Origin of the sequence: Microbacterium sp. K2, assembly GCF_051365005.1 — a bacterium.
GTDB lineage: Bacteria > Actinomycetota > Actinomycetes > Actinomycetales > Microbacteriaceae > Microbacterium > Microbacterium foliorum_B.
On the sequence record NZ_JBLWII010000001.1, the window covers coordinates 189469 to 207012 of the forward strand.

Sequence of the window (17544 nt, forward strand, 5' to 3'; positions counted from 1 at the left end):
CCGTCGCTACGCTGAGGGCATGATCCGCATCGTGCTCCTGGTCGTCTGGCTGCTGCTGTCGGCCTGGCTCGTCATCTGGACCGGAGAGGGTCTCTTCGGTGTGAACCAGCGTGAGTCGATCCTTCCGTTCTCCGGAGAGGATACCCTCGGAGCGCCGATCGTCATCGGGGTCGCGTGGGGACTGCTTCTCACCTTCGGAGGCACGATGTCGGGCTTCGGTCGCCGCCGGAAGGTGAGGGGCGAGTCGCAGATCGGCGTGGGCCGCCTCATCGAGATCTCGAGAACCGGTCTGACCGTGAACGATGTGCCCCAGTACGACCTGTTCATCCGAGTCACTCCAGGAGTGGGCGAGGACTTCGTCGGGCAGCTGCGGATGCTCGTCGATCACAGCGAGATCGGGGCCATGCAGGTGGGGCAGCCGATCCCGGTCCGATACAGCCTCAGCGATCAGGACACGGTCGAGCTCGCCGACATCACCGACCCCGCGGTGCGAGACGCGATGCTGCAGTGGCGGATCGAACGGGGTCTGATCGACCCTCGTCTGGTGAGAGCGCGAACGAGTGGCACGCAGGTGCCGGCATCCGTGCTCGAGGTGCGCCCCACCGGACGCCGCCTCGAGGGGCAGATCGAGCTGGCGCTCAAGGTGCTCATGGCTCCGGAGGGCGCCGTGACCTGGGAGGCCGACACGACGGTTTTCGCCTTTCCCGAGGCGATCTCGCGATTCCAGGTCGGCGCGCCGATCTGGGCCTTCTATCGACGCGAGGATCCGCACACCGTGGCCGTGACGGTCGACAAGGAGGCCGGACGATGAACCTTCTCGACACTCTGATCTGGCTGATCAACTTCCCGGCCTCGCACGGGTACGCGATGGTGTTCATCGCCGGGTTCTCGATCCTCGGACTGTTCGCGGTGTCCGCACCCGGTGCAGCGCCCGGCGTCGCGCTTCGACGCCTCCGCGAGCGCGAGGGGCTGCTGCAGGGTGAGAACGCGGCGCGGGGGAGGACAGGCGGCACGGCCCTGCGGATCGTGTTCCGGATCCTCGCGTTCGTGATGGTCGCGAACCTCGCCATCGGCATCCTGAGCCTCATCGGCGTCCCCATCACGCGTGCGTACATCCATGAGCACGGTCAGCCGACGACCGGGACCATCGATGGCGACTGGGTCACCTTCACGACCTCCTCGGGCATCGAGTACACGATCGAGAGCAACTTCTTCACTCCTGCGGTCTATCCTGATCGCGACGCGTACCTGCCCTCCGGCGAGCCGGTCGTCGTCCGGTATCTTCCCGGGCACCCTCAGACGTTCGTCATCGACAGCTCGCAGGGGCCGCGCTGAGCGCATGCCCGAGCCGACGTCGGCGCAGGCGCGTAGGGTGAAGACATGTCGCGAATCATCGTCTTCGGCGGCCACGGCCGCATCGCACTTCTCCTCGCCCCGATCCTCGTCGCCCGCGGCGACGAGGTGACCTCGGTCATCCGCAATCCCGACCATGTCTCAGAGGTCGAAGCGACGGGGGCGCACGCGCTCGTCGCGGACGTCGAGACCCTCGACACCGATGCGCTCGCGGAGATCATCCGCGGACACGACGCCGTGGTCTGGTCGGCGGGGGCCGGTGGCGGCTCTCCTGAGCGCACCTACGCCGTCGACCGCGACGCCGCGATCCGAACCATGGATGCCGCCGAGGCCGCCCGTGTGAAGCGCTATGTCATGGTCTCCTGGCTCGGCTCCAAGGCCGATCACGGAGTGCCCGAGAGCGACGGCTTCTTCGCCTACGCCGATGCGAAGTGGGCGGCAGACGAGCACCTGCGATCGACAGACCTCGACGGCACGATCCTCGGCCCAGGCACGCTCACGTTCGACGAGCCCACGGGTCGCATCGTCCTCGATCCCGAGGGCAAGGGGGAGGTCGCCCGCGCCGATGTGGCAGCCGTGATCGCCGAGGTCGTCGGCAACCCGTCGACGTTCGGCCGCACCATCAGATTCGGAAACGGCACGGACGACACCGCGGTGCCCATCGTCGACGCCCTCAGCGCCTGAGGCCATGCTGTGGCGTCGCTTCGGGGCGGTCGGAGCGGCCGTGATCGCCGTCTTGGCTCTGGCATCCGCACCCGCGTCCGCATCGACGCATGACAGAGTACGTGTCGGCGACGTCCGGACGGATGTCTCCTCTTCGGGGGCGAATGAGCACGCAACGGCCCTCGTCGCGGGGATGACGACAGCCGAACAGGCGGCGAGCATCGTGATGGGGCACATCCCTACGACGGATGCCGCAGCCCTCCGCGCGTACATGCAGCAGGGCATCGGCGGATTCATCCTGATGGGAGCGAACATCCCCGCGACGGATGACGAGCTGCACGCTCTCACGGCCGCTCTCACCGTCGATCCTGCACTGCCTCCGCTCGTCGCGATCGATCAGGAGGGCGGGATCGTGTCGCGCTTCGGCAGCGACGTGTTCCCGGCCTCAACCGGTCTCAAGTCGCAGCCGGTCGCCGACGCAGCGGCGGCCTTCTCGGCGCGCGCCGCGCTGGTCGCGAAGGCCGGGATCAGCGTGAACTTCGGCACGGTCGCAGACGTCACGTCCGACTCATCGTCGTTCATCTACGGCCGGGCGCTCGGAACCGATCCGCAATCGGCGGCAGAGCGGGTCATGGCCGCCACGACGGCGCAGGAGCAGGTCGTCGCGTCGACGCTGAAGCACTTCCCCGGTCACGGTGCGGCGCCGGGCGACTCCCATCAGGCGATCCCGACGACCGGTGAGACCCTCGACGAATGGCGTGCGACCGATGCGGTGCCGTTCGTCGCCGGTGTGGACGCCGGTGCCTCCCTGCTCATGTTCGGTCACCTTGCCTACACCTCGGTGGATCCGGCCCCTGCGTCCCTCTCGGCTCGCTGGCACGAGATCGCTCGAGAGCAACTGGGCTTCGACGGAGTGATCGTGACAGACGACCTCGGGATGCTGCAGTCCTCGGGGATTCCGGAGTACGCCGACCCGGTGCGCAACGCGGTGTCGGCGGTCTCCGCCGGAAGTGATCTCGTGCTCATGATCGCGGGTTCGACGCCCGATACCGCGGGCGAGATCGTGCGGGGGCTCACGGCGGCGGTCGATGCAGGAACGCTCCCCGTCGATCGCCTCGCCGAGGCGGCGACACGCGTGATGTCGCTGCGCCTGCAGTCGACATTGGCGACGACGAACTGGGCGCTGTGCCCGGAGTGCGAGCCGGTGGGCTGACGCGTCAGCTCGCGACTGCGGCGGGCTCAGCCGAGCCGAGCCACGCGTGCAGGAGTTCGCTGCGAAGCCGCGTACCTCGCTCTGCGAAGACTCGCTGCTGACGCACGTAGTCCGCTTTGCCCTCGGCGGTCTCGATCGGCACGGGCACGATGCCCCACGGTGCCAGATCATAAGGAGCGGCCTGCATGTCGAGAAGGCGGATGTCCCTCGCGAGCTCGAACGCATCGAGCAGCAGATCCCCCGGCACCAGGGGGCCGAGCTTGACCGCCCATTTGTACAGGTCCATGCCGGCGTGCAGACAACCCGGCTGCTCGAACAGAGGCTGATCGTCGCGGGTCAGCTCTGTGCGGTTGCGCGGCACCGCCTCGGGTGTGAAGAACCGGAACGCATCGAAATGCGTGCACCTGAGGTCGTGACTCTCGACGACGAGATCGGTGCCTGCCTGTCCGAGACGCAAGGGCACCGGATGCCTGTGTTCGTCGGCACGGTAGACCATCGCCCACTCGTGCAGCCCGAAGCATCCGAACTGACCGGGGCGCGAGGCGGTGCGGCGCAGCATCCGCTCTACCAGGCCGGCGAGGTCTGCCTTCTCGCGCGCGAACACGGCGGCATCCGGCATCGCACCGTCTCCGGTCCTGCCGGGGGAGTACCAGCGCCACGTCAGCCGCTCGGGGGCCTGCTCCAGCTCGATCCCGGCGCCCGGGTGCCACCGACGCAGCTGCGCAGGCTTGTAGCTGTAATAGGTGAAGAGGAAGTCCCACACCGGGTGCTTCTCGCCTCGGGCAGCCCGCTCCCTGTGCTCTGCCGTGAGCGCGTCGGCTCTCGCCTGGTGCGCTCGCTCACGCTCCAGCCAGTCGGTCCGCGGAAGCGACGTGATCATGTCAGCGGAGGATGCCGGCTTTGCCGAGCAGGTCACGGAGTCCCGCGCCGTCTTCGGCGCTGACCCAGGGGGCGACGCCTTCGGCATGCTGCTCGTGACCGGCGCGTCCACCCGCGAGAACCGCTTCAGCCGGCAGCAGTCGACGGATGGCGACGCCGGCGATCGAATCGGGGTGCTCGTCCATGAATTCCGAATAGATGGACTCGTCGTGCTGACCGTCGTCGCCGATCAGCAGCCACTTCACGTGCGGGAACTCGGTCGCCAGGCGACGCAGGTTGGTGAGCTTGTGCTCTCGTCCGCTGCGGAACCAGCGGTCGTGCGTGGGCCCCCAGTCGGTGAGGAGCATGGAGCCCGCCGGGAAGAGGTGTCGCCCGAGGAAGCGTCGGAGTGTGGGGGCGACGTTCCAGGCGCCGGTCGACAGGTAGACCATCGGCGCGCCGGGGTACTCGCGGAGCACCTGATCGAGCAGCACGGCCATGCCCGGTACGGGGATGCGCGCGTGCTCGTCGACGACGAACGAGTTCCACGCGGCGATGAACGGACGGGGGAGAGCGGTCACCATGACGGTGTCGTCGACATCGGAGACCACACCGAAGTGCGTCGACTCTGCGACGATGAACGCGGTCGTCTCTACCGGTTCCTGGCCCTCGACGGAGAACGTGAACGTCTGCCACCCGGACTCGAGATCGGTGTGCACGACCGAGTCGATCACACCGCCTCGGTCGGCGACGACGTAGTGCGTCGAGTCGCCGATCTGCACGGCGACCTTCGCGAAGCTCACCGGGATGCCGACGAAGCTCCGCCAGCCGCGGACGCTCGCCGGCTCACCATCTTTCGTGCTCCGCGCAGGCGGGACGATGAGCACGCGTCCGACGACTCGCACCCACCCGGGGCCCCCGTAACCGGGGAACGGGAGGATGGTCGCGGTACGACCGCGACGGCGCGCTCGTCCCTCGCGCCACACATGGAGGCGGTGTTCGAGGCGCGCGAACCAGTGGATCCGGGGCGCCGGGGGTGACGAAGCCATTGCTTCAGTCTTTCACGTCGGTCGAGTCCTTCGCGTCGGAGATGTCGAGATGACGAGACTCGAGGCGAGAGATCACCTTCTTGCCGACGAACACGGCGATGAGGAAGAGGGCGATGATGCCGACGAAGATGTATCCCGCGTAGTGCACCCGGTCGGCGAGTTCGTCGAAGCTGCCCGCGGCGAGCGAGGTGATGCTCACATATGCCGTCGCCCACAGCAGGCAGGCGGGCGCTGTCCACGCGAGGAACCGGCGGTACGAGTAGTGGCTCATGCCCACGGTCAGAGGCACGAGAGAGTGCAGCACGGGCAGGAAGCGCGAGAGGAAGATGGCTATGCCCCCGCGGCGGGCGAGGTACCGCTCGGCGCGCACCCAGTTCTCTTCGCCGACCCGACGACCGACCCAGGAAGCGCGGATGTGCGGACCGATCCACCGCCCGAGCCAGAAGCCGATGCTCTCGCCGATCAACGCGCCGAGCACGACGGAGACGACCATGGCCACCGCCTGGGGGAGGCTGGTGATGCCGATCGATGCGACGAGCACGACGGTGTCGCCCGGGAAGACGAGGCCGATCAGGACGCTGGTCTCGAGCATCACTGCGAGCCCGGCGACGAGCGTGCGGGCGACCGGATCGATGGACCGCATGAAGTCGATCAGCCACGGCACGAAGTCGTCCACCCCTTGAGAATACGGGACTACTCGCGGCCTAGGCTGAGAACGTGCCCGAACCTCTGAGCACCCGCGTCATCATCGACCGGGTGGCGCCCGAAGCGCTCTTCCTCGCGCTCGAACGGGAGCACTCCGATCTGTTCTGGCTCGACGCGGGTGCCGATGCGCCCGAGGGATGGAGCTTCATCGGAACCGGCCTTCCGTCCTCCTTCCCCGGCGAGGTCCGACTGGACGCCGCCTCTGCTGCCGCGGGTGATTCCGCAGGCGGGGTTCCGCCGCTGTCGGGCGGGTGGGTCGGATGGTATGACTACGAGAGCGGCGCCCGAGCAGCGGGAGCTCCCGTGGCGGATACGGCCGAGGTGCCGGGCGGATCCTGGTTGCGTATCTCTCGACTGGCCGCGTTCGACCACGCGACCGGAGCCGTCTGGGTGGCCGCAGCCGAGGCAGACCTCGACGATTGGGAGGTCTGGGTTTCGCGCGCCGCTGCGACGACGGTGCCGGAGGACGGGCCGGCACCGAACGAGATGGGGACGAGGCGCGTCGAGGCGCGACACACCCCGACCGAGTACGCCGCACTCATCGAGCGCTGCCGCGAGCTCATCCGCGCGGGGATCGCTTACCAGCTCTGCCTGACCACCCGCTTCACCGTCCCCGGGGAGCACGACGGCGTCTCGGTGTATCGACGACTCCGTTCAGCCACCCCAGCGCACCACGGCGGATTCCTCCGCATCGGTGGTCGGTCGCTGCTCAGCGCGAGCCCCGAGCAGTTCCTCCACGCAGAGGGCAGAATCATCCGCACTCGTCCGATCAAAGGGACGCGACCTCGCGGCACGGATGCCGCGCACGACGCCGAGCTCGCCTCGGAGCTCGCCGCCGATGCGAAGGAGCGCGCTGAGAACGTCATGATCGTCGATCTGATGCGCAACGATCTGTCGCAGGTCTGCGAACCGGGGTCGATCCGCGTCGACGCTCTGTGGGCGGTGGAGACCTATCCCGCCGTGCATCAGCTCGTCAGCACGGTCAGTGGCAGAGCGTCTTCCGGCACGACGGCCGGTGGGCTCTTCGATGCCGCCTTCCCCGCGGGCAGCATGACCGGTGCGCCGAAGCTCTCGGCGATGACGCGTCTGCTCGAGCTGGAGGGCGGGCCCCGCGGAATCTACGCCGGATGCTTCGGCTACATCGGCGACGACGGGTCGCTCGACCTCGCGATGGTCATCCGCAGCATCGTCATCGACGGCGCGGATGCGGTCGTCGGGGCGGGCGGCGGAATCACCTGGCGATCGGTCGCCGCTTCCGAGGTCGCGGAGGTCGCGACGAAGGCGCGTGCACCTCTTGCGGCGCTCGGTGCGGAAATGCCCGCGGCCTGGGCTTCCGATATCCTGAACTGACCCCCTTTTCCCTTCAGATTGGTCGTGCGTTCGTTGTCTGAGAACCTGTCCACCTCTCCCGTCGACGAGGAGACCTCCTCGGCGCACGCTATCCAGGCCAAGTGGCAGAAGTACTGGGCGGAGAACGAGACGTTCCTCACCGGCGGTGACGACGACAAGCGGCCTCGCCGCTACGTGCTGGCGATGTTCCCGTACCCGTCCGGCGACCTGCACATGGGGCACGCCGAGAACTACCTCTACTCCGACATCGTGGCTCGCTTCTGGCGTCACCGCGGCCACAACGTGCTCAACCCGATCGGCTGGGACTCGTTCGGCCTGCCCGCCGAGAACGCGGCGATCCGTCAGGGTGCCGACCCGCGGGAGTGGACCTATCAGAACATCGCGCAGCAGAAGCAGGCGTTCCAGAACTACGGCGTCTCCTTCGACTGGTCGCGCGTGCTGCACACGTCCGACCCCGAGTACTACCGCTGGAACCAGTGGCTGTTCCTGAAGCTGCACGAGCGCGGTCTGGCCTATCGCAAGAAGAGCGCCGTGAACTGGTGCCCCAACGATCAGACGGTGCTCGCGAACGAGCAGGTCGTCGACGGGCGCTGCGATCGCTGCGGCGCGGAGGTCGTGAAGAAGAAGCTGACCCAGTGGTACTTCAAGATCACGGACTACGCCGACCGACTGCTCGACGACCTGAACCAGCTCGAGGGCTTCTGGCCGCACAAGGTGCTGCAGATGCAGCGCAACTGGATCGGTCGCTCGATCGGTGCGGACGTCGACTTCCGCATCGAGGGACGCGAGGAGCCGGTCACGGTGTTCTCGACACGTCCCGACACGCTGCACGGAGCGACCTTCTTCGTGGTGGCTCCTGATTCCGACCTGGCGTCCGAGCTGGCGGCGGATGCTCCTGCCGAGGTGCGCGAGCGCTTCCAGAAGTATCTGGCCGAGGTGCAGAAGACCACCGATGTCGACCGTCAGGCGACGGATCGTCCGAAGACGGGTGTCTTCCTCGAGCGGTACGCGATCAACCCGGTGAGCGGCGAGAAGCTGCCGGTCTGGGCGGCCGACTATGTGCTGGCCGACTACGGCCACGGAGCAGTGATGGCCGTGCCTGCGCACGATCAGCGCGACCTCGACTTCGCTCGTGCCTTTGACCTGCCGGTCAAGGTCGTCGTCGACACGACGGCGCCGATCACCGGCGCGATGCCCGTCATCGAGGTCGACGAGGAGGGCGTGCCCATCGACACCGGTGCCGCACTCGACGAGCAGAACCCCGCATCCACGGGTATCGCGCTGACCGGAGAGGGACGGATGATCAACTCCGGCCCGCTCAACGGTCTGTCGAAGCGCAACGCGATCGCCCGCGCTATCGAGCAGCTCGAGGCCTCCGGCACCGGTCGCGCTGCGAAGAACTACCGACTGCGCGACTGGCTGATCTCGCGTCAGCGCTTCTGGGGCACGCCGATCCCGATGCTGCACGCCGAGGACGGCCGGATCATCCCGGTGCCCGAGGACCAGCTGCCCGTGAAGCTGCCCAGCGTCGAGGGACTCGACCTGAAGCCCAAGGGATCCTCTCCGCTCGGTGCGGCGGAGAGCTGGGTGCGCACGGTGGACGCCGCCAGCGGCGATCCGGTGCTGCGCGACCCCGACACGATGGACACGTTCGTCGACAGCTCGTGGTACTTCCTGCGCTTCCTCTCGCCGAACAGCGACACCGTCGCATTCGATCCGGCTCAGGCCGCACGCTGGTCGCCGGTCGACTCGTACATCGGCGGCGTCGAGCACGCGATCCTGCACCTGCTCTATGCGCGCTTCATCACCAAGGTGCTGTTCGACATGGGACTGATCGACTTCACCGAACCGTTCTCCAACCTGATCAACCAGGGCATGGTGCTGCTCGACGGCGCGAAGATGTCGAAGAGCAAGGGCAACCTCGTGCTGTTCGAGGAGGAGCTCGACGCCTACGGTGCTGACGCGCTGCGCGTCGGCCTCGCCTTCGCCGGCCCGGTGGAAGACGATAAGGACTGGGCAGACGTCTCGACCACGGGTGCCCAGAAGTTCCTGGCGCGTGCGCTGCGAGTCGCCCGCGAGGTCTCGTCCCCCGTCGACGTGGTGTTCGCCGGAGGCGATTCGGCGCTGCGCCGTACGACGCACAAGCTGCTCGCCGATGCTCCGTCCCTCGTCGAGCAGACGAAGTTCAACGTCCTCGTCGCTCGTCTGATGGAGCTGGTGAACGTCACTCGCAAGACCATCGACGGCGCTGCCGGTGCGGCTGATCCGTCCGTCCGCGAGGCCGCTGAGACGGTCGCCGTGATGCTCGACCTGATCGCCCCGCACACCGCGGAGGAGATGTGGGAGATCCTCGGCCATGAGCCCTCCGTCGGACTCGTGACGTGGCGATCGGCCGACCCGGCTCTGCTCGTCGAAGACACGGTGACCGCCGTCGTGCAGGTGGGCGGCAAGGTGCGTGCCCAGCTCGAGGTACCGGCACGCATCGGCGAGGCCGAGCTCGAAGCACTGGCCCGTGCCGACGAGCGCGTCATCCGCTCGATCGGCGATCGCGAGATCATCAAGGTCGTCGTGCGCGCTCCGAAGATCGTCAGCATCGTCGTCAAGGGCTGAGGGTCGACGACTGAGGCGATCCAGCCGTTCTGCACATCCGGCCGCCCGCGGGGGTTCTCCCCGTCGGGCGGCCGGACGTCTTCGTGCTTCCGGCGGGACGCTTAGCGTTGTCGGATGTCCGAGTCCCCGTCTGCATCGACGCCCCCGCGGCGGCTGAAACTGGGCATCGGCGCGGCCATTGTGCTGGCGCTCGTCGTGCTCTCGGCCGCTGTCGGTCTCGGGTTGATGCGTGGCCAGGCCGCACCCACGGAATCGGTGCCGCTGTCGACCGGCGACAGTGCGACCACAAGCTCATCGGGCGAGCTGTACGTTCATGTGCTCGGCGCGGTCACGAGTCCCGGGCTCTACGTCCTCGACCTCGATTCGCGCTTGGTCGACGCGGTGGCTGCTGCCGGGGGAACGACGGATGACGCCGACCTGACCGCCATCAACCTCGCCCGCGTGCTCTCGGATGGTGAGCAGATCATCGTGCCCGTGATCGGGGCAGCTGCAGAGACGGGAGGAACCACCCCGGGCGATGATCGAGTCGATCTCAACACGGCTGATCAGGCAGCGCTCGAGGGCCTCCCGCGGATCGGTCCCGCGCTCGCGGAGCGCATCATCACGTGGCGAGAGGAGAACGGGCGGTTTGCCTCGGTCGAGGATCTGCTCGCCGTGCCCGGCATCGGCGAGAAGCTGCTCGCCGGCATCCGAGACGGTGTGCGCGTGTGACGCTGGACCTCGCCGCGTGTGCGCTGCTGAAGTGGACTCCCGATCACAGTGCCGCCACGTGGGTATGTTCTGCCTCGCACACCGTAGAGCGGCACCACAGGTGACTCGCCGACCTGAGGTATGAGCCGTGGGCGGCGGGGGAGTGACCGTGGCGCGACACTGTCTCGTCAGTGACTGCGGTCGAGGGCATTCAGAACGACGGATGCCGTACGAGCCACGAGCGCGTCGTCGAAGGTCGCCTCGGGATCGTTCCGCGACGTCAGCACCGTGATGATGATGGGGTCTCGGTCGGGCGGCGTGACCAGAGCGATGTCGTTGCGGATCGCACCGGCTCCGCCGGACTTGTCGGCGACAGTCCACCCGTCGGGAGCGCCGGCCCGAATGAGGGCGTCTCCCGTGCGGTTGTCGCTCATCCAGTCGATGAGCAGCGCCGTGTCAACCGTGGAGAGTGCGGCGCCGTCGAGGATCGTCGCGAGCGATGCCGTGAACGCGGCCGCCGTGGTGGTGTCCGCCGTGCTGCCGGGTTCGATGGTGTTGAGCGTCGGTTCGTCATTGGCGACCTCGGTGGTCGCGTCACCGAGGTCCTCGAGCGCACCGTCGAGGGCGGCGGGGCCACCGATCCGGTCGAGGACGAGGTTGAGAGCGGCGTTGTCGCTGAACCGAACCGCGGCTTCGGCGAGCTGCGCGTAAGTCAGGCCGCCCTCGACATGCTGCGAGGTCACCGGGGCGTGGCCGGCAGAAGCCGCTTCGTCCGCTGTCCAGCGGACGAGCTCGTCGCGGTCCGGGCCGTGCACCGAGCGGAGGAACTCTGCGGCGGCGAAGACCTTGATGGTCGACGCGAAGCCGAACCGCCGATCGCCGCCGTACGAGACGGATTCGCCGGTGGCTGTGTCGAGCGCCACGACGCCGATACTCGCCTCGAACTCCTGCTCGAGGCCGATGAGCTCCTTCTCCACGACGAAGTCGAGGTCGGGGTCCGGCGCGGCGACCGTCGGGGTATCCGCATCGGATTCGGAGGGCGCTGACGTCGAGTCTGCGCAGCCGACGAGTGCTGCCGCAATCAGAAGACAGCCGAGGGCAAGGGGCAGAAGGCGGCGCATTCCTCAGGCGCTCCCCAAAGCGCCGAACGGCGTGAAGTCCGCCACGCCCTCGACGAGCTCGAGGAACAGCAGCGGAACGACGTGCATCACGGATTTGTAGAGCAGGGAACTCATGCGCCGGGCCACCCACTCGTGACGGCGTGGACTGCGAGACGCAGAGTCTCGTTCTCGGAGTCGACGCGCACCGTCTCGGAAGGCAGTGCGCGTTCTGTCATGATCCCGGTCGTCACTGTCGAGAGGAACCGGGCTCGCGCCTCGATCCCTCCCGCAGGGATCGCGCCTTCCTCCACCAGGGCGCTCAGCCACTGTTCGATGCGGTGGCGCCCCATGCGATCGAGAGCGAGATAGGTCGCGGCTTCATCCTCGGATGGCGCGGTGGCCACATACGCCTCGTAGAGGGCGCCCCACTGCTCCCTGGCGCGAGCGCCGACGCCGACGTGGCTGAGCAGCATCTGCAGGCATGCGAGGAGGCGTTCCTGCGGCGCCAGTGAGTGATCGTTGATGGGGTCATCGGGAATCTCCAGGTCGTACATCGCCGCGATCACCGTCTCTATGAGCTCCCGCTGGGTGGGGAAGAAGTGGCGCAGGGAGCCGGTGCTCACCTGGGCGCGGGCAGCTACAGCCCTCACGCTCAACCGCGCGGTGGGGTTCTCTCCGAGCATCGTCGCCGCGGCGATGAGAATCTTCGAGCGGGTTCCCGGTTCCTTCGATTCGACGTCCATGTTCGCCCTCCGTGTGACACCTGTCTATCACAGTGTGCTAGCTTAACCCCTCGTCACTATCACGCTGTGCTAATGGGAAGGGCGGATCGAAGAATGGGGATCGCGAACTGGCGCAATCGTCGCGTCCATGCAGGATCCGGCGAGCCGCTGCGACGCTATCGCTGGTGGCAGATGTTCAGCCGGTCATTGCGCTCGATCACGTTGACATCGGAAGACGGCAGGACGTCGATCTATTCCGTCGACGTCCGTCATGGTGGCGATGCGACCGACGGCGAGGTCCGCGCCCGCCTCTACGTCGACGGAGCGCTGCAGGCGTACGCGAAGATGCCCACCCGTTTCGCGGTGCCGGGCGGCCACATCGAGGTGGCGATCACCGGTTTCGGGCTCAAGCGATGCCACTATGTGCGAGCGGACGGCACGGAACAGCAACTGTCACCCGATCCCCGATCGGCCGAAGGGCGTCGCGCCCGCCTGCACCAGCAGCATCCCGGAATAAGCCAAGCGATCGGCATCCTCTCCGTTCTGTTCGTCGTCGTCGGCCTCTGCGTCGAGGTTCCCCAGATCATCGAAGCCCTCTCGCAGATCCCCCCGATAGCGGATTCGATCGGTACCTTCACGTCCCCGATCCAGCTCCCACTCCACGTCAATCTGCTCATCGGGCTCGTAGCTGTCGTCGGCAGCACGGAGCGGGCACTGCGGATGCGATCGAGCTGGATCGATGAACTCGCCAGCTGACACCCCACGAAAGGAATCACAATGATGAACCGCTCTCCGATGCGCAGCCGAGGGAAGAACGACAAACGACGGCGATGGGTGACACCGGGCATCGCCGTATTCGCGGCCGTATCGCTGCTGGTGCTGGCCGGGTGCACCACGGCAACGCCGGACGACCAGGGAGGCTCGACCGAGACCGGGCTCGAGCAGTTCATGGCGCAGAAGCTCGACTTCGGGCCCTGCGACCCCACGATCGTGGGTTCTCAGCCTGACGTGCCGGAGATCATCGATGCGGCGGAGAGCGCTGAATGCGCCATGCTCACGGTGCCGATGGATTACGAGGATCTACGGGGGGAGACCATCGACCTGGCCGTGACCCGCATCGCCGCCACCGGCGACGACCGCATCGGCTCGGTCGTCCTGAGCCCGGGCGGGCCCGGCGCTCAGGCGACGACCTTCGCCCCGCTGGTCGCCGCGCTGTGGACGGGCGGTCGCGTCACCGAGCGCTTCGACATCGTGGGCTTCGATCCTCGGGGCGTCGGTCTCAGCCGCCCCGCCGTCGACTGCTACACCGACGAAGAGCGAGACGCCGACGCGCCCCTCGCGGCGCTCGGAGAGTGGACGGAAGAGTCCGCGCGCGAGATCGTCGACAAGTGCGCACAAGGCACGGGTAGTGAGGAGGTGCTTGCGCACCTGGGAACCCGCGACACCGCCCGCGACATGGACGTCCTCCGCTCTGCGCTCGGCGATGACCAGCTGACGTTCGCGGGTGCGAGCTACGGCACACGTCTGGGATCGGTATACGCCGAGATGTTCCCACAGAACGTGCGTGCCCTCGTCCTCGACGGCGCGGTGGACCCGCTCAAGGGCACCGCGGACCGCAGGATCCAGCTCAGCGAAGGGCTCCAGGCGTCGTTCCAGCAGTTCGCCGACTACTGCGCGACCCAAGCGGAGTGCCCGCTCGGCACGGACCCGGCACAGGCGACGACCGTGACGCAGGAGTTGCTGCGACCGCTTGTCGATGAGCCTCTGATCGCCGCTGACGGCCGTGAGGTCGGCTTCCTCGCTGCCGGTGAGGGAATCGTCGCCGGGCTCTATTCCGAAGCGAGTTGGCCTGCGATCATCGCCGGGCTGTCGGAGCTGCAGGCAGGGCGACCGGATGCCCTGCTCGCACTTCGAGACGTATCCTATGGACGCTCCGAAAGCGGCGAGTACACGAACTCGTACGAAGCGCTCTTCGCGATCAACTGCCTCGACGAAGAACGCGTCACCGCCGAGGAGATGGCGCAGCTCGGCGAGGACCTCAACGACGCCGTGCCGTTCCTCGACCCGGGAACCGATCCCGCCACTCAGGACGGCTGCGAGTACTGGCCCGGTGAACCGACACTCGGCTACCCCTACGCGACCGACATCGACGGACTGCCCGAAGTGCTGGTCATCTCGGCCACCGGAGATCCCGTGACACCGCATGAGGGCGGCATCAGCCTGGCCGACACGCTCGGTGCGCGGCTGCTCACCGTCGACGGCAACCAGCACGGCACCGTCATCTCACGCAACGAGTGCATCGACGGGATCGTCGCCGACTACCTCGTCGACCTCGAACTGCCAGATGACGGAGCACGCTGCGCTCTGTGATCTCGCAGTTCTTCAGAGGCTGGTAGGTGCGGTGCTCCTCGAAGATCCCGCGTCAGTGAGGACGGCGCGCGCGGCCCGCTCGCCAGACGCGAGAGCGCCTTGAATCGACGCGGTGTCTCGATGGTCGCCCGCGATGTACAGACGCTCGGCGTAGCGCGGCGATCGTGGTGCACCGAGGGGTGCCGGCTGTGCAGGTAGCGCGTCTTCGATGTCATCGCGCCGTATCAGCTCCCACGCGCTGATGTCTGCACCCCAGATCTCACTCAGGTGGCGGCGGACGTCGTTCTCCGCGGCCGGATCACCACCGCGCGGTAGCAAGCATGTCGCTGCGATGAGGTGGCGGCCGGCCGGGGCGTATGAGGGCACCGTGTGCGTCATCACGACGGTGTTCACGACGGGGCCGCGGTCGCCGCGCCCGTCGACGGTGAGCAGCGCGGACCTGGTCGGTGGTTCGGCAGCGGCGAACCACCATGTCTGCAGGCCGTTCGTCGCCGGAACGGGAAGCCCGGTGAGCCCCTCGAGATCACCGGGGCCGACTGCGACGACCACTCGACCAGCGCTGACGGAGCCGCCGTCGATCAGTTCCACGCGGATGCCGTCTCCACGCGCCGAGATCCGCTCCGCTCCCGCACCGAGACGGATGTCAGCACCCGCCGCGCGGGCGTGTGCGGCGAGCTGCTCCGGGACCGCAGCGATGCCTTGTGCGGGCAGGCCAGGACGGCCGAGCGCGAAGTACCGCACAAGGAGTCGGGCGAACGCGTTCGATGTCTCGCCGCGCCTCTCTGCCAGGACCCCGGCGAGAAACGGTTCGAGCACGGCCGTGCGGAGCGGGCCGCGGAGCCCCACGGCATCCCAGCCCTCGCGCAGGGTGACATCGTTTCGGGCGAGACGCGAGCGCGGACGCACCAGAGCCGGCGTGGCCCAGCGTGCCAGCGCGACGGCATCCCGACCGTTCACCAGACCGCTGCGCAGCGATGTGCCGATCGACAGCGGGTGCCGCAACGGATGCCGCAGCTCGGCCATCCCATCCCGCGTGCGCACACGCACACCGACCGGGAAGCTCCCCAGCGCGAGCGCGTCGAGGTCGACGCTGCGGCGGAGCGCCGGGTAGGCCGGATTGAGCACCTGAAAGCCACGATCCAGCCGGAAGCCGTCGACGATGTCGGTGCGTTGCCGTCCTCCGACGGCATCCGCGGCCTCGAGGACGACGACATCGAGCCCGCGTGCGGCGAGCAGCCCGGCGCAGCGGAGACCCGCGAGTCCGGCGCCGATCACGATCACGTCATGCATTCGCGACGACTTCCCCTCGGCGGACCGCCGCCGCGCGTCGGCCGATCGCCGCGCGCTCGTCGTCGTCGATTCGATCGACGTTGCGCACCTGCAGGGCCATGCGCGGGTTCGCGGCGAGAGTCTTTTCGTGGCGCATCAGAAAGTCCCAATAGAGAGTGGTGATCGGGCAGGCATCCGCTCCGACGCGTTTCTTCGGGTCGAATCGGCAGGTGCGACAGTGCGGGCTCATTCGCGAGATGTACGCACCGGATGCTGCGTAGGGCTTGCTTCCCATCAGCCCTCCGTCAGCGAACTGGCTCATTCCGAGGGTGTTCGGCAGCTCCACCCACTCGACCGCGTCGACGTAGACCGCGAGGTACCAGGCGTGCACTTCCGCCGGTTCGACGCCGAGAAGCATGGCGTAGAGGCCTGTCACCATCAGCCGCTGGATGTGATGGGCGTAGCCGTTCTCCAGCGTGGCACCGATCGCGTCGGCCATGCACGCCATCGACGTGTCGCCCGTCCAGTACCAGTCCGGGAGCGGCTCGTGCGCGTCCAACGCGTTGCGGTCGGCATACCCCGGCATCTGGGTCCAGTAGATTCCGCGGACATACTCGCGCCACCCGAGAATCTGCCGGATGAAGCCCTCAGTGGATGCCAGCGGTGCATGCCCGTCGCGATAGGCGGCCTCTGCCGCGGCGACGACCTCACGCGGGCGGAGCAGTTTCAGGTTCATGGCGGCAGACAGATGCGCGTGCCAGAGCCATGGCTCACCGGGCCACAGGGCATCTTGCGAGTCTCCGAACTGAGGCAGGCGCTCCTCGATGAAGAGCGCAAGAGATTCGAGCGCCTGCGAGCGGGTGACAGGCCACGCGAACGTATCGAGGCGACCGGGGTGGTCGGAGAAGCGTTCGGTGACGAGCGCGAGAACCTCTCGAGTCATCTCATCCGGCTCGAACATGGCTCTCGGTGGCACCAGTCCGGGCCCCTGCGCGGGAAAAGCTCTGCGGTTGTCGGCGTCGAAGTTCCACGCACCACCTTCGGGCTTCCCATCCGGCGTCATGAGTATCCCGAAGCGCTGACGTTGCTCTCGGTAGAAGTACTCCATCCGCAGCGTGCTGCGCTCGTGCAGGTGAGCGGCGAACTCGCGCACCGTGCAGAAGAAGTGGCGGTCCTCGCGGATCTCGAGAGGGATGTCGGCATGAATCGCCACCTGTCGCAATGACTCGAGCACCCGCCAGTCGCCGGGCGCGGTCATCACAAGCGATGTCGGGGCGAGCCGCGCGATATCGGCGGTGAGCTGATCCGGGAGCGTGCCACGGTTGTCCGCGTCATCGAGCGACGTGTAGTGGACCGTACGTCCGGCGGCGCGCATCTCGGTGGCGCAATGGCGCATGGCCGACAGGAACAGGGCGGTCCTCGGTTTGCTGCTCCACACGTGAGTGGATTCTTCGGCGACCTCGGCCATCCACACCGCATCGCGAAGCGGATCGAATCCGTCGAACCCGCTGGCCTCGAGGTCGAGCTGGTCGCCGAGCACGATCACCAGATTGCGCAGCGTCCGCTCCATGACACCAGTGTACGACGGGATG

Annotated in this window: 16 protein-coding genes; 9 read left to right on the forward strand and 7 right to left on the reverse strand. The window is 67.6% G+C overall.

Features of this window, described 5'->3' with window-relative positions; genetic code table 11:
- Window positions 1–19: 19 nt before the first annotated feature.
- From ACLKOY_RS00955 to ACLKOY_RS00970, 4 genes are read left to right on the forward strand one after another with little or no spacing between them, the layout of a single operon-like run.
- Entirely contained in the window at window positions 20–811 is a 792-nt protein-coding gene (locus ACLKOY_RS00955) for a hypothetical protein (RefSeq protein WP_436452055.1), read from the forward strand.
- Complete coding sequence (locus ACLKOY_RS00960) at window positions 808–1335, forward strand: hypothetical protein (protein WP_436452056.1); 528 nt, start codon at window positions 808–810, stop codon at window positions 1333–1335. Before ACLKOY_RS00955 ends, ACLKOY_RS00960 begins: the two co-directional genes overlap by 4 nt.
- 45 nt (window positions 1336–1380) lie before the next feature.
- Window positions 1381–2037 (forward strand): SDR family oxidoreductase, encoded by a 657-nt coding sequence (locus tag ACLKOY_RS00965; protein WP_436452057.1) that lies wholly within the window; start codon window positions 1381–1383, stop codon window positions 2035–2037.
- Between the two features lie 4 nt (window positions 2038–2041).
- Window positions 2042–3229 carry a glycoside hydrolase family 3 N-terminal domain-containing protein gene (locus tag ACLKOY_RS00970; RefSeq protein ID WP_436452058.1) on the forward strand — a complete coding sequence of 396 codons (1188 nt, stop codon included), beginning with the start codon at window positions 2042–2044 and terminating at the stop codon, window positions 3227–3229.
- 4 nt (window positions 3230–3233) lie between these two features.
- Here the strand turns inward: ACLKOY_RS00970 and ACLKOY_RS00975 are convergent, their stop codons facing one another.
- Genes ACLKOY_RS00975 through ACLKOY_RS00985 form a run of 3 tightly spaced genes read right to left on the reverse strand, consistent with a single transcriptional unit; the run spans window position 3234 to window position 5812 of the window.
- Complete coding sequence (locus tag ACLKOY_RS00975) at window positions 3234–4109, reverse strand: 3-methyladenine DNA glycosylase (protein ID WP_436452059.1); 876 nt, start codon at window positions 4107–4109, stop codon at window positions 3234–3236.
- Between the two features lies 1 nt (window position 4110).
- Window positions 4111–5136, reverse strand: a complete 1026-nt coding sequence (locus ACLKOY_RS00980) for an App1 family protein (protein WP_436452060.1) — start codon at window positions 5134–5136, stop codon at window positions 4111–4113.
- A 4-nt stretch (window positions 5137–5140) separates the two neighbouring features.
- Window positions 5141–5812 carry a DedA family protein gene (locus ACLKOY_RS00985; protein WP_140037349.1) on the reverse strand — a complete coding sequence of 224 codons (672 nt, stop codon included), beginning with the start codon at window positions 5810–5812 and terminating at the stop codon, window positions 5141–5143.
- Between the two features lie 41 nt (window positions 5813–5853).
- On the opposite strand from ACLKOY_RS00985, the gene ACLKOY_RS00990 reads away from it, so the two are divergent.
- The 3 genes from ACLKOY_RS00990 to ACLKOY_RS01000 all read left to right on the forward strand — a co-directional run bounded on the left by ACLKOY_RS00990 (window position 5854) and on the right by ACLKOY_RS01000 (window position 10512).
- The gene (locus ACLKOY_RS00990; RefSeq protein ID WP_436452061.1) at window positions 5854–7191 is read left to right on the forward strand and encodes an anthranilate synthase component I family protein; all 1338 of its coding nucleotides are present in this window, start codon (window positions 5854–5856) and stop codon (window positions 7189–7191) included.
- Between the two features lie 33 nt (window positions 7192–7224).
- Window positions 7225–9801 (forward strand): leucine--tRNA ligase, encoded by a 2577-nt coding sequence (gene leuS / locus ACLKOY_RS00995; protein ID WP_436454073.1) that lies wholly within the window; start codon window positions 7225–7227, stop codon window positions 9799–9801.
- A 114-nt stretch (window positions 9802–9915) separates the two neighbouring features.
- Window positions 9916–10512 (forward strand): helix-hairpin-helix domain-containing protein, encoded by a 597-nt coding sequence (locus ACLKOY_RS01000; RefSeq protein WP_436452062.1) that lies wholly within the window; start codon window positions 9916–9918, stop codon window positions 10510–10512.
- Window positions 10513–10679: 167 nt separating this feature from the next.
- Here the strand turns inward: ACLKOY_RS01000 and bla are convergent, their stop codons facing one another.
- Both bla and ACLKOY_RS01010 read right to left on the reverse strand, forming a co-directional pair.
- Window positions 10680–11612: a class A beta-lactamase gene (gene bla / locus ACLKOY_RS01005; protein WP_436452063.1), complete on the reverse strand. Its 933-nt coding sequence runs from the start codon at window positions 11610–11612 to the stop codon at window positions 10680–10682.
- A 110-nt stretch (window positions 11613–11722) separates the two neighbouring features.
- Entirely contained in the window at window positions 11723–12334 is a 612-nt protein-coding gene (locus tag ACLKOY_RS01010; RefSeq protein ID WP_436452064.1) for a TetR/AcrR family transcriptional regulator, read from the reverse strand.
- A gap of 93 nt (window positions 12335–12427) precedes the next feature.
- Here ACLKOY_RS01010 and ACLKOY_RS01015 point away from each other — a divergent pair, with 93 nt between their 5' ends.
- Both ACLKOY_RS01015 and ACLKOY_RS01020 read left to right on the forward strand, forming a co-directional pair.
- Entirely contained in the window at window positions 12428–13069 is a 642-nt protein-coding gene (locus ACLKOY_RS01015; RefSeq protein ID WP_436452065.1) for a hypothetical protein, read from the forward strand.
- Between the two features lie 24 nt (window positions 13070–13093).
- Complete coding sequence (locus tag ACLKOY_RS01020) at window positions 13094–14683, forward strand: alpha/beta hydrolase (RefSeq protein ID WP_436452066.1); 1590 nt, start codon at window positions 13094–13096, stop codon at window positions 14681–14683.
- A 12-nt stretch (window positions 14684–14695) separates the two neighbouring features.
- On the opposite strand, the gene ACLKOY_RS01025 is transcribed toward ACLKOY_RS01020, so the two are convergent.
- The gene (locus tag ACLKOY_RS01025; RefSeq protein WP_436452067.1) at window positions 14696–15973 is read right to left on the reverse strand and encodes an NAD(P)/FAD-dependent oxidoreductase; all 1278 of its coding nucleotides are present in this window, start codon (window positions 15971–15973) and stop codon (window positions 14696–14698) included.
- A complete protein-coding gene (locus ACLKOY_RS01030; RefSeq protein WP_436452068.1) occupies window positions 15966–17522 on the reverse strand; it encodes a cryptochrome/photolyase family protein in 1557 nt (518 codons plus the stop codon). Before ACLKOY_RS01030 ends, ACLKOY_RS01025 begins: the two co-directional genes overlap by 8 nt.
- Window positions 17523–17544 lie beyond the last annotated feature (22 nt).

Excerpts from the sequence above, each read along its gene's own strand:
- ACLKOY_RS00955 (WP_436452055.1), top strand. The coding sequence starts at position 20 with ATGATCCGCATCGTGCTCCTGGTCGTCTGGCTGCTGCTGTCGGCCTGG.
- ACLKOY_RS00960 (WP_436452056.1), top strand. The coding sequence starts at position 808 with ATGAACCTTCTCGACACTCTGATCTGGCTGATCAACTTCCCGGCCTCG.
- ACLKOY_RS00965 (WP_436452057.1), top strand. The coding sequence starts at position 1,381 with ATGTCGCGAATCATCGTCTTCGGCGGCCACGGCCGCATCGCACTTCTC.
- ACLKOY_RS00970 (WP_436452058.1), top strand. The coding sequence starts at position 2,042 with ATGCTGTGGCGTCGCTTCGGGGCGGTCGGAGCGGCCGTGATCGCCGTC.
- ACLKOY_RS00975 (WP_436452059.1), bottom strand. The coding sequence starts at position 4,109 with ATGATCACGTCGCTTCCGCGGACCGACTGGCTGGAGCGTGAGCGAGCG.
- ACLKOY_RS00980 (WP_436452060.1), bottom strand. The coding sequence starts at position 5,136 with ATGGCTTCGTCACCCCCGGCGCCCCGGATCCACTGGTTCGCGCGCCTC.
- ACLKOY_RS01000 (WP_436452062.1), top strand. The coding sequence starts at position 9,916 with ATGTCCGAGTCCCCGTCTGCATCGACGCCCCCGCGGCGGCTGAAACTG.
- bla (WP_436452063.1), bottom strand. The coding sequence starts at position 11,612 with ATGCGCCGCCTTCTGCCCCTTGCCCTCGGCTGTCTTCTGATTGCGGCA.
- ACLKOY_RS01010 (WP_436452064.1), bottom strand. The coding sequence starts at position 12,334 with ATGGACGTCGAATCGAAGGAACCGGGAACCCGCTCGAAGATTCTCATC.
- ACLKOY_RS01015 (WP_436452065.1), top strand. The coding sequence starts at position 12,428 with ATGGGGATCGCGAACTGGCGCAATCGTCGCGTCCATGCAGGATCCGGC.
- ACLKOY_RS01020 (WP_436452066.1), top strand. The coding sequence starts at position 13,094 with ATGAACCGCTCTCCGATGCGCAGCCGAGGGAAGAACGACAAACGACGG.
- ACLKOY_RS01025 (WP_436452067.1), bottom strand. The coding sequence starts at position 15,973 with ATGCATGACGTGATCGTGATCGGCGCCGGACTCGCGGGTCTCCGCTGC.
- ACLKOY_RS01030 (WP_436452068.1), bottom strand. The coding sequence starts at position 17,522 with ATGGAGCGGACGCTGCGCAATCTGGTGATCGTGCTCGGCGACCAGCTC.